General features: G+C 55.6%; 24 protein-coding genes. 19 read left to right on the top strand and 5 right to left on the bottom strand.

Annotation, left to right across the window (positions count from 1 at the left end):
* Positions 1-262: 262 nt before the first annotated feature.
* The 11 genes from AC6I6N_RS05875 to cysM all read left to right on the top strand — a co-directional run bounded on the left by AC6I6N_RS05875 (position 263) and on the right by cysM (position 10,448).
* On the top strand, positions 263-1,147 hold the full coding sequence (locus tag AC6I6N_RS05875) for a prephenate dehydrogenase (protein WP_094197125.1): 885 nt from the start codon (positions 263-265) through the stop codon (positions 1,145-1,147).
* Positions 1,144-2,466, top strand: a complete 1,323-nt coding sequence (gene aroA / locus AC6I6N_RS05870) for a 3-phosphoshikimate 1-carboxyvinyltransferase (RefSeq protein WP_497943304.1) — start codon at positions 1,144-1,146, stop codon at positions 2,464-2,466. The genes AC6I6N_RS05875 and aroA overlap by 4 nt, the downstream gene beginning before the upstream one ends.
* A complete protein-coding gene (cmk, locus tag AC6I6N_RS05865; protein WP_497943303.1) occupies positions 2,463-3,140 on the top strand; it encodes a (d)CMP kinase in 678 nt (225 codons plus the stop codon). Before aroA ends, cmk begins: the two co-directional genes overlap by 4 nt.
* A gap of 84 nt (positions 3,141-3,224) precedes the next feature.
* Positions 3,225-4,943 (top strand): 30S ribosomal protein S1, encoded by a 1,719-nt coding sequence (rpsA, locus tag AC6I6N_RS05860; RefSeq protein WP_022983279.1) that lies wholly within the window; start codon positions 3,225-3,227, stop codon positions 4,941-4,943.
* A gap of 5 nt (positions 4,944-4,948) precedes the next feature.
* Positions 4,949-5,308 carry an integration host factor subunit beta gene (locus AC6I6N_RS05855; RefSeq protein WP_026482971.1) on the top strand — a complete coding sequence of 120 codons (360 nt, stop codon included), beginning with the start codon at positions 4,949-4,951 and terminating at the stop codon, positions 5,306-5,308.
* A gap of 114 nt (positions 5,309-5,422) precedes the next feature.
* Positions 5,423-5,755, top strand: coding sequence for a lipopolysaccharide assembly protein LapA domain-containing protein (locus AC6I6N_RS05850; RefSeq protein ID WP_094197122.1), 333 nt, complete (start codon positions 5,423-5,425; stop codon positions 5,753-5,755).
* A 16-nt stretch (positions 5,756-5,771) separates the two neighbouring features.
* Positions 5,772-7,019, top strand: a complete 1,248-nt coding sequence (gene lapB / locus AC6I6N_RS05845; protein ID WP_108727675.1) for a lipopolysaccharide assembly protein LapB — start codon at positions 5,772-5,774, stop codon at positions 7,017-7,019.
* Entirely contained in the window at positions 7,016-7,945 is a 930-nt protein-coding gene (gene rfaE1 / locus AC6I6N_RS05840) for a D-glycero-beta-D-manno-heptose-7-phosphate kinase (RefSeq protein ID WP_497943302.1), read from the top strand. The genes lapB and rfaE1 overlap by 4 nt, the downstream gene beginning before the upstream one ends.
* Positions 7,942-8,940 (top strand): ADP-glyceromanno-heptose 6-epimerase, encoded by a 999-nt coding sequence (gene rfaD / locus AC6I6N_RS05835; protein ID WP_497943301.1) that lies wholly within the window; start codon positions 7,942-7,944, stop codon positions 8,938-8,940. Before rfaE1 ends, rfaD begins: the two co-directional genes overlap by 4 nt.
* A 116-nt stretch (positions 8,941-9,056) precedes the next feature.
* Positions 9,057-9,443: a ComEA family DNA-binding protein gene (locus AC6I6N_RS05830; protein ID WP_264671774.1), complete on the top strand. Its 387-nt coding sequence runs from the start codon at positions 9,057-9,059 to the stop codon at positions 9,441-9,443.
* A gap of 99 nt (positions 9,444-9,542) precedes the next feature.
* Complete coding sequence (cysM, locus tag AC6I6N_RS05825) at positions 9,543-10,448, top strand: cysteine synthase CysM (RefSeq protein WP_094197117.1); 906 nt, start codon at positions 9,543-9,545, stop codon at positions 10,446-10,448.
* On the opposite strand, the gene mltB is transcribed toward cysM, so the two are convergent.
* Complete coding sequence (mltB, locus tag AC6I6N_RS05820) at positions 10,445-11,638, bottom strand: lytic murein transglycosylase B (RefSeq protein WP_094197116.1); 1,194 nt, start codon at positions 11,636-11,638, stop codon at positions 10,445-10,447. The two genes, cysM and mltB, sit on opposite strands and share 4 nt — an antisense overlap.
* Before the next feature lie 11 nt (positions 11,639-11,649).
* Here mltB and AC6I6N_RS05815 point away from each other — a divergent pair, with 11 nt between their 5' ends.
* The 6 genes from AC6I6N_RS05815 to AC6I6N_RS05790 all read left to right on the top strand — a co-directional run bounded on the left by AC6I6N_RS05815 (position 11,650) and on the right by AC6I6N_RS05790 (position 17,586).
* Positions 11,650-12,573 (top strand): histone deacetylase family protein, encoded by a 924-nt coding sequence (locus AC6I6N_RS05815; RefSeq protein ID WP_162496896.1) that lies wholly within the window; start codon positions 11,650-11,652, stop codon positions 12,571-12,573.
* An 85-nt stretch (positions 12,574-12,658) separates the two neighbouring features.
* Positions 12,659-13,408, top strand: coding sequence for an electron transfer flavoprotein subunit beta/FixA family protein (locus AC6I6N_RS05810; RefSeq protein ID WP_094197115.1), 750 nt, complete (start codon positions 12,659-12,661; stop codon positions 13,406-13,408).
* Complete coding sequence (locus AC6I6N_RS05805; RefSeq protein WP_086060209.1) at positions 13,409-14,338, top strand: electron transfer flavoprotein subunit alpha/FixB family protein; 930 nt, start codon at positions 13,409-13,411, stop codon at positions 14,336-14,338.
* 108 nt (positions 14,339-14,446) lie between these two features.
* Positions 14,447-16,264 (top strand): acyl-CoA dehydrogenase, encoded by a 1,818-nt coding sequence (locus AC6I6N_RS05800; protein ID WP_427955833.1) that lies wholly within the window; start codon positions 14,447-14,449, stop codon positions 16,262-16,264.
* 185 nt (positions 16,265-16,449) lie between these two features.
* Complete coding sequence (locus AC6I6N_RS05795; RefSeq protein ID WP_094197112.1) at positions 16,450-17,091, top strand: peroxiredoxin; 642 nt, start codon at positions 16,450-16,452, stop codon at positions 17,089-17,091.
* A 300-nt stretch (positions 17,092-17,391) separates the two neighbouring features.
* Positions 17,392-17,586 (top strand): hypothetical protein, encoded by a 195-nt coding sequence (locus AC6I6N_RS05790; RefSeq protein WP_094197111.1) that lies wholly within the window; start codon positions 17,392-17,394, stop codon positions 17,584-17,586.
* Between the two features lie 33 nt (positions 17,587-17,619).
* Here AC6I6N_RS05790 and AC6I6N_RS05785 read toward each other — a convergent pair whose 3' ends face one another.
* Positions 17,620-18,390, bottom strand: a complete 771-nt coding sequence (locus AC6I6N_RS05785) for a lipoate--protein ligase family protein (protein WP_162496895.1) — start codon at positions 18,388-18,390, stop codon at positions 17,620-17,622.
* The gene (gene lplB, locus AC6I6N_RS05780; protein ID WP_162496894.1) at positions 18,387-18,662 is read right to left on the bottom strand and encodes a lipoate-protein ligase small subunit; all 276 of its coding nucleotides are present in this window, start codon (positions 18,660-18,662) and stop codon (positions 18,387-18,389) included. Before lplB ends, AC6I6N_RS05785 begins: the two co-directional genes overlap by 4 nt.
* 271 nt (positions 18,663-18,933) lie before the next feature.
* Between lplB and rplS the strand changes: the two genes are divergently transcribed.
* Positions 18,934-19,308, top strand: coding sequence for a 50S ribosomal protein L19 (rplS, locus tag AC6I6N_RS05775; RefSeq protein ID WP_094197110.1), 375 nt, complete (start codon positions 18,934-18,936; stop codon positions 19,306-19,308).
* A 152-nt stretch (positions 19,309-19,460) separates the two neighbouring features.
* Complete coding sequence (locus AC6I6N_RS05770; RefSeq protein ID WP_094198382.1) at positions 19,461-20,132, top strand: NUDIX hydrolase; 672 nt, start codon at positions 19,461-19,463, stop codon at positions 20,130-20,132.
* 79 nt (positions 20,133-20,211) lie between these two features.
* Here the strand turns inward: AC6I6N_RS05770 and rsgA are convergent, their stop codons facing one another.
* Both rsgA and AC6I6N_RS05760 read right to left on the bottom strand, forming a co-directional pair.
* A complete protein-coding gene (gene rsgA / locus AC6I6N_RS05765) occupies positions 20,212-21,111 on the bottom strand; it encodes a ribosome small subunit-dependent GTPase A (RefSeq protein WP_321277893.1) in 900 nt (299 codons plus the stop codon).
* Positions 21,108-22,355 (bottom strand): M48 family metallopeptidase, encoded by a 1,248-nt coding sequence (locus tag AC6I6N_RS05760; RefSeq protein ID WP_108727671.1) that lies wholly within the window; start codon positions 22,353-22,355, stop codon positions 21,108-21,110. The genes rsgA and AC6I6N_RS05760 overlap by 4 nt, the downstream gene beginning before the upstream one ends.
* Positions 22,356-22,396: the final 41 nt, after the last annotated feature.

Raw genomic sequence — 22,396 nt, 5'->3', positions numbered from 1 at the left:
GACGGGCTGCGACAGGTGGTTTGTGCAAAATCGGCTTGTTTTGGCATGTGTTAAGCAGCCGTTTGATGCTCTGTTTCATCAAGACGTGGCTAGGCAGAATAGAGGCTTTGCGCATTGCTTTAACCCCTTGATGGCGTTCACGCAGCAGTCAGGCAAAGTCTGCATCAATATCCCGGTTTTGCTGGTGCTATTTCACGCAATACGCGCAGCATGGACGGCCTGAGAGGGAACGGAATTAATCATGATAGCGTCATCAGAAACTATGGCGTCGCCGCCCTTGGTTCCAGTGCTGGCGGTCGTTGGAGTCGGTTTGATTGGCGGCTCTTTGACTCTGGCGCTCAAGCGCTCCGGGGCTGTTGGAAAAGTGCTGGGTGTAGGTCGGCAACTGAAGAGCTTGCGACGAGCTCAGGAGCTGGGCTTGATCGACGAGGTCGCCACGCTGGAACAAGCCGCGCAGCAAGCAGACTTGATTGTGCTGGCTACGCCTATTGGTGCGATGGCCTCGACATTGAAAAGCCTGCGTCCCCATTTGCGCGACCATACATTGATTAGTGACGCAGGCAGCACCAAGGTCGATGTGGTCAGTGTGGCGCGTGAGGCGCTGGGGGATCGTATCGGCCAGTTTGTTCCCGGCCACCCTATTGCGGGCGCGGAAACCGTAGGCCCGGAAGCCGCACGTGCTGATCTTTACGACGGCCGTAATGTCATTTTGACCCCTCTGGAAGAAAACAGTGTCAGTGCACGCGAACGTTTGATTGCGGTTTGGGAGGCCTGCGGGGCGCGGGTCATGTTGATGGACCCGGCTACGCACGACGAAGTGCTGGCCTCGGTCAGCCATGTGCCGCATTTTCTATCCTCGGTCTTTATGTGGCAGGTAGCCTCCAGTGCGAACTCGGATCAACGCTTTGCCTTGGCGGGGACGGGCTTTCGGGATTTCACCCGTATTGCCGCCGGTTCGCCGGAGGTGTGGCGCGATATTTTCCTGAGCAATCGCGAGGCTGTCCTGGGGCAGTTACAGGAAGTGCGCCAAGCCCTGGATCAGGCTGAACAGGCCTTGCAGGATCAGGATGGTCAGGCTTTATACGAATTTTTAGAGCGCGCTGCTTTAGCGCGCCGTTTTTGGGCAAGTAGGAGTGGTTTGCAATGAGTCAGAGCGACAGTCTTGTTTTGAACCCGGTCAGCCGTGCCAGTGGGCAACTGCAATTGCCAGGGTCCAAGAGCATTTCCAATCGAGCCCTTTTGCTGGCCGCTTTGGCCCAAGGGCAAACCCGCCTGGAAGGTTTGCTGCACTCGGATGATACCCGCGTCATGATGGCTGCTTTGCAGCAAATGGGCGTGGCGGTGCAGGATCTTGGACAGGGCGTGGTGGTGATTGACGGTGGCGCTCCTTTTGCACATCGCGATGCCGATCTGTTTTTGGGGAATGCCGGCACGGCTTTCCGTTCCTTGACCGCTGCCTTGGGTTTGATGGGAGGGCGCTTCAATCTTAGCGGTATTGCTCGCATGCATGAGCGTCCCATTGGTGATCTGGTAGACGCGCTGCGTAGCCTGGGGGCCGAGGTGCACTACCTGGGTGCGGAAGGCTATCCTCCCCTGGCGATTGGTGAGTTGGCCCAAGCAGATCAGCGTTACGTGTCGGTGAAAGGCTCGGTATCCAGCCAGTTTCTGACAGCCTTGTTGATGGCCGCACCCTTGTTGACCGCCCGTACCGGACAGCCCTTGCGCATCGAGGTGGAAGGGGAACTGATCTCCCAACCCTATATTGAAATCACCCTGGTCATGATGGCGCGCTTTGGCGTGCATGTGGATCGGGATGGGTGGAGCAGTTTTACCGTAGTGGCTGATGCCGCCTATGTCAGCCCCGGTTTGTATGTGGTGGAAGGCGATGCTTCCTCTGCCTCTTACTTCATTGCGCTGGGAGCGATTGGCGGTGGCCCACTGCGTATTCAGGGCGTGGGAACAGAAAGCCTGCAAGGCGATATCCAGTTTGCCGATGTGGCCGAGGCCATGGGGGCTCGTATCGAGCGCCATGCCAATGAGCTGATCGTCTCTGGCCTGTGTGTGGCGCAGGGCGACAAGCTGAAAGCCTTTGATCTGGACTTCAATCACATCCCTGATGCCGCCATGACTGCCGCTGCCATGGCCATGTTCGCCGATGGTCCTTGCACCTTGCGTAATATCGCCAGCTGGCGCGTGAAGGAAACGGATCGTATTGATGCCATGCAGGCCGAATTGCGCAAACTGGGCGCGACAGTGGAATCCGGGCCGGACTGGCTGACCGTGCATCCTGTTGCGGCCGATCAATGGCGTGCGGCCAGTATCGAGACGTATGATGATCACCGCATTGCCATGTGTTTTTCGCTGGCCAGCTTTGGCCCGGTGCCGGTCACCATTCTGGATCCTGCCTGCGTCAGCAAGACGTTCCCCGAGTATTTTTCTGTTTTTGAACAATTGGTGCAGGCATGACAGAGCAGACCATTCCCGTCATCACCATTGATGGTCCTACGGCTTCCGGTAAAGGAACGATAGCCTCTCTGGTTGCGCAGCGGCTGGGCTGGCATACGCTCGATAGCGGTGCCTTGTATCGCTTGACAGCCTTGTCCTGCTTGCGTGCTGGCGTAGATGTGCAGGACGAGGCTCAGGTCCAGCACGCCGCCCAGAACCTGAACGTGCGTTTTGACTACCCCCATATCTACATGGACGGCGACGATGTCAGTGATGCTATCCGCCAGGAAGAAGTGGGTAATCTGGCTTCGCAAGTGGCAGCTCTGCCACTGGTGCGTGAGGCGCTTTTGCAACGGCAGCGGGATTTTCGCGTTGCGCCCGGTTTGGTGGGCGATGGGCGCGATATGGGCACCGTTGTGTTCCCGGACGCGCCTTTAAAGATATTTTTGCTGGCAGATGCAGAAGTGCGAGCCCAAAGACGCTGTAAACAGTTGAGCGAAAAGGGTATTTCTGCTAATCTTACGAGTCTTTTGGCGGATTTGCGTGCGCGCGATGAACGTGATCGTTCTCGAACCCATGCCCCGCTCGTGCCTGCGCAGGGTGCCCACATTGTGGATTCTTCCCAGCTCAGCATCCAGGAAGTTGTAAATAAGGTGCTCGACCTTTGGTCGGGTATTGCGGTCCCGACAGCCTAATCCCGTGCTGATCGGGCTTTGTTCACTCCACCGGGTTCTGCCTGGTGTGTTTTTTATGGCCATTTTGGCTAACGGATTGATTTAATGTCCACTAACCTTCACACAGACGCAACGGGCGGCGAAAGCTTTGCCGATTTGTTTGCAGAAAGCATTAAAAACCAAGACCTGAAAAGCGGCGAAGTTATCTCCGCCGAGGTTCTGCGTATTGACCACAACTATGTTCTGGTCAATGCTGGCCTGAAGTCCGAGGCACTGATCCCTCTGGAAGAGTTCCTGAACGATCAGGGCGAACTGGAAGTTCAAGCAGGTGACTTCGTTTCCGTGGCTATCGATGCCTTTGAAAACGGCTACGGCGACACCATCCTGTCCCGCGACCGCGCCAAGCGTCTGTCGGCCTGGTTGTCTCTCGAGCAAGCGCTTGAGTCCGGCGAGCTGGTCAACGGTACCATCACCGGTAAGGTCAAGGGCGGTCTGACTGTCATGACCAACGGCATCCGTGCCTTCTTGCCTGGTTCGCTGGTTGATCTGCGTCCTGTCAAGGACACCACGCCATACGAAGGCAAGACCCTGGAATTCAAGGTTATCAAGCTCGATCGCAAGCGTAACAACGTTGTGTTGTCGCGTCGCGCTGTGCTGGAAGCCTCCATGGGCGAAGAGCGTCAGAAATTGCTGGAAACCCTGTCCGAAGGCGCTATCGTCAAAGGTATCGTCAAGAACATCACCGATTACGGTGCGTTCGTGGATCTGGGCGGCATCGACGGTCTGCTGCACATCACCGACATGGCATGGCGCCGTGTTCGTCACCCATCCGAAGTTCTGCAGGTGGGTCAGGAAATCGAAGCCAAGGTTCTCAAGTTCGATCAGGAAAAGAGCCGCGTCTCCCTGGGCGTCAAGCAGCTGGGCGAAGATCCATGGATCGGTCTGGCACGTCGCTACCCACAAAACACCCGTTTGTTCGGCAAGGTTACCAACCTGACCGATTACGGTGCATTTGTTGAAGTGGAAGACGGTATCGAAGGTCTGGTTCACGTATCCGAAATGGATTGGACCAACAAGAACGTTGACCCACGCAAGGTTGTGACCTTGGGTGAAGAAGTCGAAGTCATGGTTCTGGAAATCGACGAAGATCGTCGTCGTATCTCCTTGGGCATGAAGCAGTGCCGTGCCAACCCATGGGAAGATTTCGCCATCAACTTCAAGCGCGGTGACAAGGTTCGCGGTGGCATCAAGTCCATCACCGACTTTGGCGTGTTTGTTGGTCTGCCAGGCGGCATCGACGGTCTGGTTCACCTGTCCGACCTGTCCTGGTCCGAGACGGGCGAAGAAGCCGTTCGCAACTTCAAGAAGGGCGACGAAGTTGACGCCGTGGTTCTGGGTATCGATACCGACAAAGAGCGCATTTCCCTGGGTATCAAACAGCTGGAAGGCGATCCATTCAACAACTTCGTAGCGACTTACGACAAGGGTGCTGTGGTTAGCGGCGTCGTCAAGTCGGTCGAAGCCAAGGGTGCGGTTGTTACTCTGTCGCTGGACGTTGAAGGCTACCTGCGCGCTTCCGAGATCTCCTCGGGTCGTGTTGAAGATGCCACGACGGCTCTGAAAGAAGGTCAGGAAATCGAAACCATGATCTTGAGCGTGGATCGCAAGACCCGTTCGATTCAGTTGTCCATCAAGGCTCGTGATACTGCCGAAACCGCTCAATCCATGGCCCGCCTGACCGAAGCCAGCGCTTCGTCCGGTACGACCAATCTGGGTGCTCTGCTGCGTGCCAAGCTGGACCAGCAGCAACGTGACGACGGTTAATCAGCGTGACAAAGTCTGAGCTGATCGCGTTGTTGGCCAGTCGCTATCCGCAGCTGGCTCTGCGCGATATGGATTTCGCCGTGAAAACGGTTTTGGATTCGATGACCCAGGCTCTGGCCAGTGGTCAGCGGATCGAAATCCGAGGGTTTGGCAGTTTTTCGCTCTCTACCCGCTCGCCGCGGGTAGGGCGCAATCCCAAATCCGGTGAAAAAGTGATGGTGCCTGGTAAACAGGTGCCTCACTTCAAAGCGGGTAAGGAGTTGCGTGAGCGAGTCGATTCTGTCTTTCTTGAGCAAGAGCAAATCGAGGCGGACGACCAGTCCTCAGCCTTCGAGCAGCTCAATGCGAGAGTCCGTCACGGTTAAGACCTACTTGCACACTGATTACACAGGCCCTTTACAGGGCCTGTTTTGCGTGTGCGCTAAATTCCGCTTGCACGTACAATCAGACATTATAAAAACACTGTTGGAGCCCTAAAAATGCGCTATCTAGTCTGGGTACTGCGTCTGCTCGTTTTTGTGATCGTGCTGCTGTTCGCACTGAAAAACACCGAACCCGTGCAGGTCAGCTTCTTTGCCGAGCATATTATTCAAGACGTCCCGCTGATCGTCGTGATGCTGGCCGCGTTTATTTTAGGCTTGGTGTTGGGGCTGCTTTTGATGGTGGGTGCAGTCATGCGCCGCCGTCGCGAGGTCAACCGCTTGCGCCGCGAAATGGACCGTTTGCAAGACAGGCTCGAGCAAGTGCAGCAAGCGCCTGTGAATACGGCTGCTGTTGCGCCCGAGACCGTCGCCCCCTTGGCGCCTTTGTAAGCCGTTGGAGTAAACAGTGGATTTTGAAACCTGGTGGTTGGTTTTTGTACCCATTCTTTTTGCCTTGGGTTGGGTCGCAGCACGGGTGGATTTTCGGCAAATGATGTCCGAAACCCGCACGTTGCCGGACTCCTATTTCAAGGGGTTGAACTTCCTGCTCAATGAAGAGCCGGATCGTGCCATTGATGCGTTTGTGGAAGTGGCCAAACTGGACCCTGAAACCACCGAGCTGCACTTTGCACTGGGCAGCCTGTTTCGCCGTCGAGGCGAAATGGAGCGCGCTATCCGTGTGCATCAAAGTTTGCTGTCGCGTGCCGATCTGCCTGTTGCAGATCGTGAAAATGCCCAGTTTCAGATTGCCCAGGATTTCCTCAAAGCTGGCATGCTGGATCGGGCTGAAGCCGCTTTTGAGGCGGTGCGTGAAACGCGTTTTGCGATACCGGCCATGCGCGCTTTGATTCGTATTTATGAGTCCGAGCATGATTGGCCACGTGCGATCGAAGCGGTGCGCCGCCTGCGAGCCCTGGTCGATGAGCCCGTGCCGCAGTTGGTGCATTACCAGTGTGAGCAGGCCGAGGGGGCCTTGCAGGGCAAGCAGCCTGATTTCGAACGTGCTGCCAAAGCCTTGGACGAGGCTGATAATGCCATTCGCAAATTGGGTACTGGCCAGGGCATGTATGCCTCCCAGGCTCGGGTTGCTGGTTTGCGTGCTCGTGTTGCGCGTATGCAAGGGCAGAACGAGCAGGAGCGTGCCTATCTGGTGTCCATCCTGAGCAGTGCCCCCGAATATGTGGGTCTGTACGCTACCGAGTTGCTGGACAGTTATCGCAAGCTGGGTCGTGGTGAAGAAGGTGTTGCCATGCTGCGCAGTCATTATCAGCAGCACCCCAGCCTGGATATTTTCAATGTGCTGTTCCGCGTTCTGCGTGAGCAGGAAGGCCATTTGCAGGCCTGGGCCTTTGCGCGCGATGCCTTGCGCGCCCATCCTTCTTTATTGGGTCTGGACAAGATGCTGGAAGTCGAACTCCAGGATCAAGGGCAGAGCAAAGAAGGTGCCGAAGGCGCAGAAGCGGTCGGTGTCGATCAAATTATTGCGGGCGCGGATTTAAGTCTGCTGCGTTCTTTGATTCACAGGCATACACAGCGCCTGGATCGATATTCTTGCAGTTCTTGCGGCTTTGAGGCTCGCCATTTTTACTGGCAATGTCCTGGTTGCAACTCCTGGGAGACGTATGCCCCTCGGCGCCTTGAGGAGTTGAAATGATGACGTTTCCAGGTGAAGCCGTCGCCGCCAGTCGTGTACTGGTAGTAGGCGATGTCATGCTGGACCGTTACTGGTTTGGTGATGTGGATCGTATTTCCCCCGAGGCTCCTGTTCCCGTGGTCAAGATGGGCCGGGTGGAGGATCGTTTGGGTGGTGCTGCCAACGTGGCGCGCAATATTGCTGCTTTAGGTGCTCAAGCCAGCTTGCTTGGCGTGATTGGGCAGGATGAAGCGGGTAAGACAGTGCAAGACTTGGCGAGAGCCGACCATGTTCAGGCCCACTGGGTGCAAGACCCTCTGATGCCCACTTCCTTGAAGTTGAGAGTACTGGGTCGTCAGCAGCAGTTGTTGCGGGTGGACTTTGAAGAAAGCCCTGCTGACGGCGCTCTGGAGCAGCTACAGAAAAATATGAGCGACCTGCTGGATCAGCATCAGGTGCTGGTTTTGTCTGATTACGCCAAAGGCGCTTTGGCGCAGGTGGAAAGCCTGATTGCCTTGGCACGCTCCAAGAATATTCCCGTTTTGGTCGACCCCAAAGGCAAGACCTACGAGCGCTACCAGGGCGCCACTATTCTGACCCCGAATCGTTCGGAAATGCAGGAAGCCGTGGGTGCTTGGAAAGATGAAGATGATCTCATGCGACGCGCCCAGGATTTGCGTCGTAAGCTGAATTTGGAATGCTTGCTGATTACCCGTTCCGAGCAAGGCATGACCTTGTTCACCGAGCAGGGGCGTGAGCATGTGGATGCCCAGGCACAAGAGGTGTTTGATGTCTCGGGTGCCGGGGACACGGTATTGGCAACGCTGGCGGTGATGCGAGCGGCTGGCCTGGATTGGTTGCAGGCCATGCGCTGGGCAAATCGTGCGGGTGGTATCGTGGTCGGAAAATTGGGTACGTCCATTGTGACGGCAAAGGAATTGGCATGATCGTAGTGACCGGTGGCGCTGGCTTTATTGGCAGCAATTTGGTGAAAGGCCTGAACCAGCAGGGTGTGACCGACATTCTGGTGGTGGACGACCTGAGCGATGGCGACAAGTTCGTCAATCTGGTGCATGGTCAAATTGCCGACTATATGGACAAGGATGATTTCCGTGCCCGTTTGGCGCGGGACGAGTTCTCCAATATTGAAGCTGTGCTGCATCAGGGCGCATGTTCGGACACCACCGAGCGCAATGGCCAGTTCATGATGGACAATAACTATCGCGTGACACTGGAAATCTTTGAGTATTGCCAGGCCAAGCGCATCCCTCTCCTGTACGCTTCGTCCGCCGCTGTTTACGGTGCGGGCCCGCTGTACGCCGAAGACCTTAGTAACGAAGCCCCTTTGAATGTTTACGGTTATTCCAAGTTCCTGTTCGACCAAGTGCTGCGTCGTCATCTGGATAGACTGAGCGCACCCGTGGTGGGTTTGCGCTACTTTAATGTCTACGGTCCACAAGAGCAGCACAAAGGGCGCATGGCATCGGTGGCTTATCACAATATGCTGCAATACCGCCGTGACGGCCATGTGCTGCTGTTCGGTGGTTGGGATGGTTATGTGGATGGTGGCCAGCAGCGCGACTTCGTCTTTATTGATGACGTGGTGTCGGTGAATCTGCATTTCCTGGGTCAAGACAAGCAGTCCGGTGTTTTCAATTGCGGTTCGGGTCGTGCTCAGCCATTCAATGATGTGGCCCAAACGGTCGTCAACACCTTGCGCGAACACGATGGTTTGCCTGCCTTGGAATTGGAAGATTTGGTGACGCAACAGTTCCTGCAATACATCCCATTCCCGGATGATTTGAAAGGCCGTTATCAAAGCCACACGCAGGCTGACTTGACTCAATTGCGTGCCGCTGGCTACGACAAGCCTTTCCATGACGTGCAGATCGGTGTGGCCGAGTACGTACGTCGTCTGCTTCAGTCAGGCGCTCTGCGTTAAGAGCCAGGACAAGAAAGTCCATGCGGGCTGCCACGCATGGCTAAACGCGCGCTTCTGGCCGCTTTTTCAATCATCTAGGCGGCACCATAAAGGCTTCTTTTCAAGGAGCCTTTATCATGTGTACCTCTGCCCAGTCGTCCCCTGTTTCCAATCGCCAGTTGCGTTCGATGCAACGCTGGCGTGGTGCTGTTTTGCGCGTCCTGCTTGCCCTATGTTTGTTTGGGCCTTGGGGGTTGGCGACGGCAATCGACCTGAATACCGCGGATGCCCAGCAGCTCCAGCAAATCAAGGGCATTGGCCCCCGGACGGCCGAGCTGATCCTTGAGGAACGTCAGCGTGGTGGCCCCTTTGATTCTCTACAGGATTTGGCAGACCGGGTTAAAGGGATAGGTGCCAAAAAGATTATTACGATGGAGCAGTCGGGTTTGAAAGTGGAGCCCGCCAAGGCGGCCAGCAAGGCCGTTTCCAATACGGCCGGCGCGGATATAAGAAGAAAGCCGTAGCTCTGGGCGTAGACTCGCTTTAAGCTAGTGGTTTGTTGAGTCTGCATGGGCAGTCAGTGCGAGCTGGCTGCCTTCTTGTTCAAGGTAAGAGATTGATCGATGAAAAACTATCCCACCATTGAAGATACCGTTGGCCAAACCCCTTTGGTGCGCTTGCAGCGTATTCCGGGCGAGTTTGGGCAGGCACGCGGTAATGTCTTGTTGGCCAAGCTGGAAGGCAATAACCCTGCCGGTTCGGTCAAAGACCGGGCGGCCAGTTCCATGATTCAAGAGGCTGAACGTCGCGGCGACATCAAGCCGGGAGACACCTTGATCGAGGCTACCAGCGGCAATACGGGTATTGCGCTGGCCATGATTGCGGCCGTACGTGGCTACAAAATGATTTTGATCATGCCCGATAACTTGTCGCTGGAGCGTCGTGCGTCCATGACAGCGTATGGTGCGAAGTTGATTCTGACGCCCGCCGATCAAGGAGGCATGGAGTACGCTCGTGATCTGGCGCTGAAGATGCAGGCCGAAGGGCAGGGCAAGGTGCTGGACCAGTTTGCCAACAAGGACAATCCAGCAGCTCACGTGCACAGCACTGGTCCGGAAATCTGGAAGCAAACCGACGGGCAGGTCACGCACTTTGTCAGCGCTATGGGTACGACCGGCACCATCATGGGTGTGGGTAATTACTTGCGCAGCCAGAACAGTGGCATTGTGGTGGTGGGTGCTCAACCTGCACCAGGGGCGCAAATTGCCGGCATTCGTAAATGGCCAGAAGAGTACTTACCCAAGATTTACGATCCATCCAAAGTGGATCTGTTCGAGGAAATCGGCCAGCAAGAGGCCGAGATCATGACGCGCCGTCTGGCCGCTGAAGAAGGAATCTGCGCTGGCATTTCGTCTGGCGGTGCCTTGGTGGCCGCTATGCGCGTTGCTCAGCGCGTAGAAAACGCCACGATCGTTTTTATTGTGTGCGACCGTGGCGACCGTTACCTGTCTACCGGCATCTTTAATTAATTAGGGTTGCCATAACCCATTTGTTTAGCCAGTTCGGAAGCCAGGTCGGCGACCGAGCTGGCATAAAAATAACTGCGGTTGTAATGGGTAATGGCAAAGAAGTTGGGCGTACCCAGGCGATACTCCGTGGTATTGCGTGGCTCATCCACCAGGTTCACCACGCCTAATTGAGCCTGCTGCCAAGGGCCTGCATTGTGGCTCTGGCCCTTCATTTTGGCACCGGCATTAGTCAATTGCGTCCAGCTCAGCTTGGGGTAGATGCCGCCGTCCACCATGCCTTTGTTCGCGTTACTCAACTCAACCGGCGCAAAAACGGGTAAGCCAGGTTCCCAGCCATGTGCCCGCAAAAAATTGGCAATCGAAGCCATGGCATCGGCGGGATTGTTGCGCAGATCAATGCGGCCATCTCCGTTACCGTCCACGGCATAGCGTATCAGGCTGCCGGGCATGAATTGGGACATACCCATGGCACCGGCGAACGAACCTTGAGCAATCCGGGCATCCAGCTCCCCTTGATAGTGAAGTTCGATCAGATCAGCCAATTGATCGCGGAATAGCTGACCGCGCTCGGGCCGACTGTCGTCCGGATAGGCAAAGCCCAGCGTAAATAGGGCGTCCAGCACCTTGAAGTCACCCATGATTTTTCCGTAGACGGTTTCCACGCCCAGGATGGCCACAATAATTGAGGGTGGCACGCCATAGTCTTTGGAGGTCTGCTCCAGCGCCAATCGATGCTTTTGCCAGAATTGGACGCCACCTTGAATGCGGGCTGGGTCTACATTGCGTTTTTTATACGTTACCCAGCTGCGTTTGATGCGCCCTTTGGTGGGACGCATTAATCTGGCAGCGGTCTCGTTATATTGGGCTTGCTGCAAAATATCAGTGACCAGATCCAATGGGATGTCGCGTGCTGTTGCCACTTCCTGGGCGTAGGCCGCAATATCATCGTTTAATTCACCGTTTAATTTAAAAAACTGTGTCCGGCCAGAACGGGACTGGCCAGCCTGAATGGATTGGGGTTCGGCTAAGGCCTTGATTGTGATGGCCTCAGTATTTTTTGTTGGGGTCAGGAAAACCGCGCCGTTATTGGGTTTGGTGTCCGAAGACGGAGCTTGTGAAGTGGTGGAAGCGCAGCCGGCAGTGCTCAGCGCGATCAGTACTGCTTGCAAAATTCGAGTGGGTCTGAACATAATCCATCCTCATGGAGACACTATATTTTATCCATCCATCGTGCCATTTGCATGAGATGGGTCGATGGCATCCGGAAAGTCCGCAGCGGCTCGATGCCATAAATGATCAACTGCTATCCAGCGGTCTGGCATCCTATCTGGCTCAGCGACAAGCTCGGCTGGCCACGGATGAGGATATTTTGCGGGTGCATGATGCTGCTTATGTGCAAAAGCTAAAAGAGCAATTGCCCAAGCAGGGGTATTTCAATATCGATCCTGACACCCTGATGAATCCCCATACCCTGGAAGCTGCCTATGCCGCTGCCGGGGCGGGTCTGGATGCCGTCGATGGCGTCATGAATGAAGGGGCGGCCGGTGCATTTTGTGCTGTACGACCTCCTGGGCATCATGCCGAGCGGGCGCGGGCGATGGGGTTTTGTTTTTTCAACAATATCGCTGTCGCTGTAGCCTATGCCTTGGAAAAATATGGCCTCAAGCGGGTGCTGATCGTCGATTTTGATGTGCACCACGGCAATGGAACCGAACAGATTTTTGCCGGCGACGATCGAGTTCTGATGTGCAGTTTTTTTCAGTCCCCGTTTTTTCCTGATTCCTTTCAGGACCCGGCAGCGCAAAACATGGTAAATATACCGGTTGAGGCCTACACCAAGTCTGCTCAGATTATCGATCTGTTCAAGCAGGTTTGTTTGCCCCGCATAGAGGCTTTTGCCCCTGAAATGGTCTTTTTCTCGGCAGGCTTTGATGCTCACCGTGAAGACGAGATGGGACAGCTAAGCCTGGTTGAAGCCGATTATGCGGAATTGACTGCCATGGTGGTCCAGGCCTGTGCGCCCAGTGCCGGACATCGTCTGGTCAGTATGCTGGAAGGGGGGTACGATCCCTCGTCCCTGGGACGTAGCGTGGTGGCCCATATCAAGGCCTTCGCCGGGCTTTAGGCGATTGGCTCCGGGCTTTGGAATTCTTCCAAAGCCTTATTTCAACAGAACAATTTTTATTTAAGACTGCACTGGAGAACATTACATGAAGGTGTTAGTACCCGTGAAACGCGTAGTTGACTATAACGTCAAGGTACGCGTGAAATCTGACCAAACCGGGGTGGACATTGCCAATGTGAAAATGTCCATGAACCCCTTTGACGAAATCGCTGTCGAAGAGGCCACCCGCCTCAAAGAAAGCGGTGCAGCCACTGAAGTGATTGCTGTTTCTTGCGGTGTGGCGCAAAGCCAGGAAACCTTGCGCACGGCGCTGGCCATTGGGGCTGATCGGGCCACTTTGGTACAAACCGACGTCGAGTTGCAGCCTTTGGCCGTGGCCAAGCTGATCAAGGCCGTGGTGGACAAAGAACAGCCTCAGTTGGTGATCCTGGGTAAACAGGCGATCGACGACGACGCCAACCAGACCGGCCAGATGCTGGCTGCCTTGCTGGACTGGCCACAAGCCACGTTTGCCAGCAAAGTTGAAGTGTCGGGCGATAGCGTATCGGTCACTCGTGAAGTGGACGGTGGCCTGGAAACACTGAAACTGAGCCTGCCTGCCGTGATCACTACTGACCTGCGCTTGAACGAGCCTCGTTACGTGACACTGCCCAACATCATGAAGGCCAAGAAAAAGCCGTTGGAAACCCTGACTCCTGAAGAACTGGGCATTGATGTGGCTCCTCGTATCAAAACCTTGAAAGTGACCGAGCCCCCAGCTCGTGCTGCTGGCATCATGGTGCCCGATGTTGCCACACTGGTCGAGAAACTGAAGAACGAAGCGAAGGTGATTTAAATGGCTATCCTTGTTATTGCCGAGCACGACAATCAGCAGCTGAAGGCTGCAACACTCAATGCCCTGGCTGCCGCTCAGAAGATCGGCGGTGATGTGCATGTTCTGGTCGCGGGTAATCAGGCCGCTGGCGTGGCCCAGGCGGCTGCCAAAGCCCAGGGTGTCAGCAAAGTGCTGCTGGCCGATGGGCCTGCATTGGCTGAGGGTCTGGCCGAGAACGTGGCAGCCCAAGTGCTGGCCATTGCTTCGAACTACAGCCACATCCTGTTCCCTGCCACCGCTTCGGGCAAGAACATTGCTCCTCGCGTGGCCGCTAAGCTGGATGTCGCCCAATTGTCGGACATCTTGTCCGTCGAGTCGGCAGACACCTTCACCCGTCCGATTTATGCCGGTAACGCTGTGGCCACCGTTCAGTCCAGCGATGCCGTGAAAGTGATCACCGTGCGTACCACCGCGTTTGACGCTGTGGCCGCTGAAGGTGGTAGTGCCGCTGTTGAGGAGCTGAGCGCTGTGGCAGATTCGGGCCGTTCGACGTTCGTCAGCCGTGAAGTAGCCAAGAGCGACCGTCCTGAACTGGCAGGTGCCGGTGTGGTCGTGTCCGGTGGCCGTGGTATGGGCAGCGCCGAAAACTTCAAATTGCTGGACGGTCTGGCTGACAAGCTGGGTGCTGCCCTGGGTGCCTCGCGCGCTGCAGTGGACGCCGGCTATGCACCGAACGACTGGCAGGTGGGGCAGACCGGTAAGATCGTCGCTCCTCAGTTGTACGTGGCTGTGGGTATCTCTGGTGCCATCCAGCACTTGGCTGGCATGAAGGACTCCAAGGTCATTGTGGCCATCAATAAAGATCCCGAAGCGCCTATTTTTGGCGTGGCTGACTACGGTTTGGTCGCGGACCTGTTTGAGGCTGTGCCTGAGTTAGAAAAAGCGCTCTAAGCGCCAAACGGCCTGCTGGATACTTTTCCAGCAGGCTTTTTTTCAGTGCGTATACCCCAGGGGCCTGGTTGTGGCTTCGGTCCTTTTTGTTTCTGTGTAGGAGTGTTCATGACGTATCGTGTACCCACCCAAGACATCCGCTTTGCACTTAAAGAGCTGGCTGATCTACCTGGTGTGCTGGAATTGCCTGGCTTTGAGGATTTCTCGGCCGAGTTGATCGATGCCATTATTGATGAGAACGCCCGTTTCGTTGAGCAGGAAGTCGCACCTTTGAACCGCGCCGGTGATCAGAATGGCGCCAAGTGGAATGACGGTGTGGTCACCACCACACCTGGCTTTAAAAAAGCCTTTGAAGAATTTGCCAAAGCCGGCTGGCAGGGTTTGCAGCACGAAGCCGAACTGGGTGGCCAAGGCCTGCCCAAGCTGATCGGTGCCGTGGCTTGTGAAAACATCAATGCCGCCAACCTGGCTTTTTCCCTGTGTCCTTTGCTGACGGACGGCGTGATCGAAGCCGTATCCATGGTCGGCTCGGACGAGCAGAAAGAACGTTTCCTGCCTCCATTGCTGGAAGGCCGCTGGACCGGCACCATGAACTTGACCGAGCCTCAGGCCGGTTCGGATCTGGCCCAGGTTGCCAGCCGCGCTGTTCCTCAGGATGACGGCAGCTACCGCATCAGCGGTCAAAAGATTTTCATCACTTACGGTGAGCACGATATGGCCGAGAACATCGTCCATCTGGTGCTGGCCCGCACGCCCGACGCACCTGCCGGCGTGAAAGGGATTTCGCTATTTATCGTGCCCAAGTTCATGGTGAACGACGATGGCTCTTTGGGCGCTCGTAACGACGTCTGGTGTGCATCGCTGGAGCACAAGCTAGGCATTCATGGCAGCCCAACCGCTGTACTGTTGTATGGCTCAGGCAAAGGCGATGTGGGCGAGGGCGCTGTCGGCTACCTGGTCGGCAAGGAAAACGAAGGCCTGAAGTACATGTTCATCATGATGAACGCGGCTCGTTACGCGGTGGGCGTGCAGGGTATCGCCGTGGCCGAACGTGCATTCCAGCAGGCCCTTGAATACGCCAACGATCGTGTGCAGGGTGCGCCTCTGACTGGCGGCAAGGCCGTGTCGATTGCCCATCACCCCGACGTGCAGCGCATGCTGGTGCAAATGCGTGCCCTGACGGAAGGCTCCCGCGCGTTGGCTTACTTCGCCGCTGGTGTGAACGACAAGGCGCGTCACAGTGCAGATGAAAATGCCCGCAAGCGTTATCAGGCTCTGTACGAATTCCTGGTGCCTGTGGTCAAGGGTTTCAGCACTGAAATGTCTCTGGAAGTCACTTCCCTGGGTGTGCAGGTGCATGGCGGTATGGGCTTTATCGAAGAAACCGGTGCGGCCCAGCACTACCGCGATTCGCGCATTTTGCCTATCTATGAAGGCACCACTGCCATTCAGGCCAACGACTTTATCGGTCGCAAGGTGCTGCGTGATGCCGGCGCTGTGATCCAGGGCCTGGCTCCGGAGCTGGGCGCGACTGTTGCCAAGCTGCGTGAACGTGCGGCTCAAGGTGGTGAGCACAAAGCTGCACTGACCCTGATCGCTGATCGTTTGGAGGCAGGTGTCAAGAGTGTGGAACGTGCTGCCATGTTCACCTTGATGAATGCTCAGAAAGACCTGCCTGCCGTGTTCCTGGGCAGCGTACCTTTCCTGATGCTGTCCGGCTATGTGTTGACCGGCTGGCAGATGGCTCGTGCCGCCTTGGCAGCAGAAAAAGCACTGAGCGAAGGTGATCAGGATCCATTCCTGCGCCGCAAGCTGTCGACCAGCGTGTTCTTTGCCAGCCACTTGTTGCCACGTGCTAATGCTTTGGCTCAATCCGTGGCTGATGGTGCGGAGCTGATGCCTTACCTGACGACCGAACTGCTGTAAGCCGACCTGGCTCAAGCCATCAAGGCCCGTGCAGTTGTTTGGCTGCCGGGCCTTTTTTCGGTATATTGATATAGCTTTAAATTATTTGAAACGCGCTCTTTATACTGACAAAATCATCTGACTAGTCCTGATCATTTAAGTTGACGATCTCCTGATCGCGGCTGCATTTCAAAAAGAGGAACGCAATGGCTACACTTCGTCTGGGTGACCTGGCCCCTGATTTTGAACAAAAATCCTCCGCCGGCACCATCAAGTTTCACGAGTTTCTGGGTAATAGCTGGGGCGTCTTGTTCTCCCACCCAGCCGACTTTACGCCTGTGTGCACCACCGAACTGGGTTATACCGCCAAGCTGGCGGACGAGTTCGCCAAGCGCGACGTAAAAGTAATTGCTGTTTCCGTTGATGATGTTGATTCCCACGGCAAGTGGATTGACGATATCAACGAAACTCAAAAAACCACCGTTAATTTCCCCATCCTGGCTGACGCGGACCGCAAGGTGTCGGATCTGTACGATATGATCCACCCCAACGCCAGCACCACCGTGACAGTGCGTTCGGTGTTTATCATCGACCCTGCCAAGAAAGTGCGTCTGATCATTACGTACCCTGCCAGCACGGGCCGCAACTTCAACGAAATTCTGCGCGTGATCGATTCCCTGCAACTGACCGACAGCCACAGCGTGGCTACGCCAGTGAACTGGGAAGACGGCGACGATGTGATTATCGTTCCTAGCCTGAAAGATCCTGAAGTTCTGAAGCAGAAGTTCCCTAAAGGCTACACCGAGATTCGTCCCTACCTGCGTGTGACGCCTCAGCCTAACAAGTAATTGCTACTTGGCCTTTAGGCTCAGACAGAAAGCCCTCCTGCTTATGGCACGAGGGCTTTTTTGTGGGCATCGTTACGGTATGGAACTACTGTGCAAAGCACTGGATGCAAGTGGCTTTTCAGTCGCGAAGACGGTTAGGGTAGGGATGGTACGCTTTATGGCCAATTGGCTGTAAGTGGCGTCAGGACTGGGTTTGCAGTGTGTCAGTGGGGCAAGCGCAACATCATGATAGGTACTGATTGCACTGGTTGCTGGTTTTAAGTACAGTACTGTATAAGAAAACAGTAAATGGAGTTAGCCATGTCTAGTCCAAGCCGTCATTACCGTCCGCAAGCCACTCCACGTTTCCGTGGCCCGGTTCGCTCTGCAGCTTCTTCCAGTCCATTTAACAAGCCCTTGTCTTTCAAAGCCAAGGTCATGGATGTGTGTTTGGTTGCTGTGTGGGGTGCCAGTATTCCTGGCTTGTTATGGTTGGGCAGCATGGGCGGGTTTTGAAGCCACGTCCTTGTGCTGCTCCAGAGGGGGCGATCAGGGCACCAGTTGTGTCCAGTCGTTTGACAGGAAGCGGTCGCGTGCCAGTTTTTCGGCCTGTTCCAATGTTGAAGTGGGTAGTGTGCCGGGTTTAAGAGCCGTCTTTTTGCGGAATATATCCAGCATGGCTTCTATAACCGCTTCACGGCTCATACCTGTTTGGCTGCGGATAGGGTCCACGCGTTTCTTGGCACTGGTGGTGCCTTTGTCCGAGAGCTTTTCTTTGCCGATGCGTAGAACTTCCAACATCTTGTCAGCATCAATGTCGTAGGCCATGGTGACATGATGCAAGACGGCATTGCCACGTCGTGCTTGTGCGGCACCCCCAATTTTTCCACCGGCGCTGGTAATGTCGTTCAGCGGTTGGTACCAGGCATCAATACCAATGTCGCGCAGGGCTTCAATGACCCATGAGTCCAGAAACTCGTAGGACTCCTGAAAGGTCATGCCGGCTACAAATTGTTTGGGTACGCTAAGCGAATAGGTAATGGTATTGCCAGGTTCGATAAACATGGCGCCACCGCCACTGATGCGACGCACCACACGAATACCGTGATGGGCGGCGGCCTCGGCTTCAATTTCATTTCGCAGGGACTGGAAACGTCCAATTACTACAGCAGCTTCCTGCCACTCCCAGATACGCAGGGTAGGGGCGCGGGTGCCTTCACTGACTTCCTGGGTAATAATTTCATCCAGCGCCATATGCAGGGCAGCGGGCTGCGGCTCCATATGGATCAGCTCCCAAGGCAACTCGTTCCAGCTCATCATGCCAAGGCCCTCCGCACGACCACGCCAATCGCCTGCGAGTCCAGGCCGAACATATCGATGTTGGTAGGTAGGGCGCGGCTAACGTGAGCCGCAATTTCTTCGGCGCTGCTATTGACGGACAAGCCCTGTAGGGCTTGATTGATCAGGCCCAGTGCTTCGGGAGGTTCCAGAAAGAAATCGCCGCTCAGTCGTGCTTGTTCGATCATATGGTCTTTGACATCCAGATCGATCACGACCAGCTTGCCGCCAGGAACTTTGTATTCAGCATGCATAGACTGTGTCCTTTAATAAGGTCGGCCCTTTTTGCCAAGGGAGAGGCGAAGCGAGTAAATCTGCGCTTTTACTGCGTTTAATACAGGGGCATGATGCCCAAAGTGTCGTATTTTAACGTAGTTAAACGCCTGGAAACGCAGCCGTAATCACTCAAAAGGCTTGGTGATTTAAGCCTTTTACTGATAGAATCATTGGCTAATCATTTTTTCATCCTCTGTCAGCGCGATTTTTATAATGTGTGCGGCTGATACGATGGTTTTGGAGTCAATCGTGGATTTGATCGCTATTCTTGAGCAAGAAGAAATCCAGCGCCTGACCGGTGGCAAGCTGCCTCCCGAGTTCGGTCCTGGTGACACTGTTGTTGTGAACGTAAACGTGGTTGAAGGTACACGCAAGCGCGTGCAGGCTTACGAAGGCGTGGTTATTGGCCGTCGCAACCGTGGTCTGAATTCTGCTTTCACCGTTCGCAAGATTTCTTCTGGCGAAGCCGTTGAGCGTACATTCCAACTGTACTCCCCGCAGATCGCCAGCATCGAAGTCAAGCGCCGTGGCGCTGTGCGTCGTGCTAAACTGTACTATCTGCGCGAACGCTCGGGTAAAGCCGCTCGCATCAAAGAAAAACTCGTTCGTCGTTCGGGTAACTAATCCCCTAGCGAACAGCGATGCAAAGGCACCCAGGCGGGTGCCTTTGTCTTTATGTGGGATCACTGCCCGTTCTTATGGATAAGCCTCGTATCAGGCCCGTTATCGTTCCTGGGTTCGACCCTCGCAGCCAGCCCCTGGTTGCATTAGACGCTTTGCCTGAATTGCCTGCTCAGGCCCAACAACTGGATTTTCTGCGTAGTGCCTTTGCCCAGCCCATCCAGTGGCAGGTCGAGCCATTGTTTCGCGGCTCCTTTTATCCAGAGTTTTTGCCCGGTTCCATGAATGTGCGCTCCGCCGTGTGTATTGGCGTGATGCAGCGCCCGGAGGGGCCCACCGTCATTTTTACACGTCGGGCTATGCATTTGCATAACCATGCTGGGCAGATCAGTTTTCCTGGTGGGCGTATCGAGGCGTCGGATCTGGGGCCCGTAGAAGCGGCCCTGCGTGAAACCCAGGAAGAGATCGGCATCGAGCCGCGCTTTGTGCGTTACCTGGGTCAGCATCCTATTTTTGTCACCAGTACCCAGTTTGCAATGCGCCCCATTATTGGCGAGTTGCAAGAGGGCTTTCAGGTCTTGCCCGATAGTTCCGAAGTGGCCGAGGTTTTTGAAGTGCCCTTGTCGGTCTTGTTAGACCCGCAGCGCCATCAGTTGCACCACGCGGATTTGCCGGATGGGGCGGGACGCTATTACTTTTCGATTCCTTGGGGCTCATATTTTATCTGGGGTGCCACAGCGGTCTTGATCCGCAATCTCTACCACCATTTGTCGGCTGCCTGGGTGCAGTTGTCCGCTGGCGGGGATACTCGGTCCAACGGCCTGTAATCAGGCCTGTCAAGCGGGCACTCTGGCAGCGGATCCTGCCTTCAAAAAAAAGGGGCGTTGTGTTTCGCCCCTCATTCCCTTAATAACGTGGCTTGTTTTCGTGCTCGGCCAGTAGTCGTTGGTATAGCGCGTGCCGCTCAGGGTGGATGCTGCCTGCTTCGATAGCGGCCAGTACGCCACAGCCCGGCTCATGCCTGTGGGTGCAGTTATAAAAGCGGCAGGACTCCACGGCTTTGCGAAAGTCGGGGAAACCGTGCGCAATATCTTCCTGTGTCATGTGCGACAGGCCAAAGGCCTGGAAACCGGGGCTGTCGATCAGGTCGCCGCTATTGGGCAGGTGATACAGGCGGGTACTGGTGGTGGTGTGTCGGCCTGCGCCCAGGGCTTGCGAGTATTCCTGGGTCAGCGCGCCTGCATCCGGGACCAGAGCATTGAGCAGGGTGGATTTGCCCATGCCGCTTTGTCCCAATAGCAAAGTGCGCTTGTTCGCCAGCCAGGGTGCCAGGGCTTCCCGTGTCTGTTCCGGTTCCAGTGCGACCATTTCCAGAATAGGCACGCCCAAAGCGGCGATGGGGGCCAGCTTGGCGCGCGCACGTTCCAGATGGGTGCCCAGGTCGGCTTTGTTCAGAATGATCACCGGCTCAATATCTACACTCCAGGCCGCGACCAGGGCGCGCCCCAGCAGGTCTTCGGAATAAGCAGGTTCGGGCGCGACCACAATGAGAAGCTGATCGATATTGGCCGCAAACTGTTTCGTGCGGAAATCGTCAGAGCGATACAGCAGATTGCGTCGCTCCTGCACCGCTTCAATAGAGCCTTCTCCTTTGGCCTGCATCAGTACATTGACCTGATCGCCAACCGCAATTCCGGCTTTTTTTCCGCGTGGAAAGCACTTGATGGTTTCGCCATCAGGCAGCTCGACAAAGTAGTGGCGACCGTGGGCGGCGGTCACCAGACCGCTAATATAGTGAGATGTCATGCCAGGCTTTTCAGGTGTCGGATGCGATCAATCGCGTTGGGGTGGCTATCGTAAAAGGCAGAGTGCACAGGGTCGGGTGTCAGGGTTGCGGCATTGTCGTTATAGAGCTTGAGCAGGGCGCTGATCAAGTCTTGGGCCTGGCTGTGCTGGGCGGCAAAGCTGTCGGCCTGATACTCATCCCGGCGCGAGAGCAGGGCGCTCAAGGGGCCCATCCAGAAGGTGAAGGTGGGTACCACCATGAAGAACAGGATCAGAGCCAGGGCATCGTTGGGGCGGCCCAGTTGTGGAATGACGCCCAGCCCGGTATAAAAACCCACCTTGCCCCAGGCCCAGCCAGCCAGCAGGAAAAAGATCAGGGATGTGAGCACGCTGATCAGCAGGCGACGTTGTATATGGCGATGTTTGAAGTGACCCAGCTCATGCGCCAGCACGGCTTCCACTTCTTCGGGTTGCAGCTTGTTTAGCAAGGTATCAAAAAATACGATGCGCTTTTGGCGACCCAGGCCGGTGAAGTACGCATTGCCATGGGCGGAGCGGCGCGAGCCATCCATTACGTACAAGCCATTGGTCTGAAAGCCGCAACGCTGCGCCAGGGCATTGATGCGCTCACGCAGGCTGGTATCTTCCAGCGGTTTGAACGTATTGAAAATGGGGGCGATAACACGCGGGTACAGCCACAGCACTAGCAGGTTGAAAACCAGCCACAGTCCCCAGCCGTACCAGGGCCAGGATGGGCCAGCCCAATCCATCAGACTGAGCAGGGCGGCACACAAGGGGGTACCCAGAATCAGGATGATAAGCAGCGTTTTTGCGATATCGGCAAAGAACAGCGCGGGCTTCATGCGGTTAAAACCAAAGCGTGCTTCCAGTACAAATTTGCGATACCAGGCAAAAGGTAGGCCCACGACACCCATAATCGCTAATACCGCGCCAATCAGGGCGAGCTGACGCAGCAGCTCATGGCTGATCCAGTTGCCCAGCGTGACATCCAGCCATTGCAAGCCTCCCAGCAGCGTAAAGCCTAGCAGCACCAGGGCTTCGACCAGACGCTCGCTCAAGCCCAGTCGGGTGCGTGCGATGGTGTAGCGCGCTGCACGTTGATGGCTATGCAGGCCAATGCGTTCGGAAAACTCGGCAGGCACCTCGTTTTGATGACGATAAACGTGCCGGATCTGCCGCAGGCCTAGATAAAAGCGCAGCAAAACGTCTGCAAGCAGAAAGATAATGAACAACAAGGTCAGCATGTAGGTGGCTATATGTAAAATGGGCGTTTTGAGGAATGATT

This window comes from Alcaligenes sp. LTN-3, from assembly GCF_059735605.1.
The sequence above is the reverse complement of the archived record's forward strand: the minus strand, read 5'-3'. Positions and strand labels throughout refer to the sequence as shown.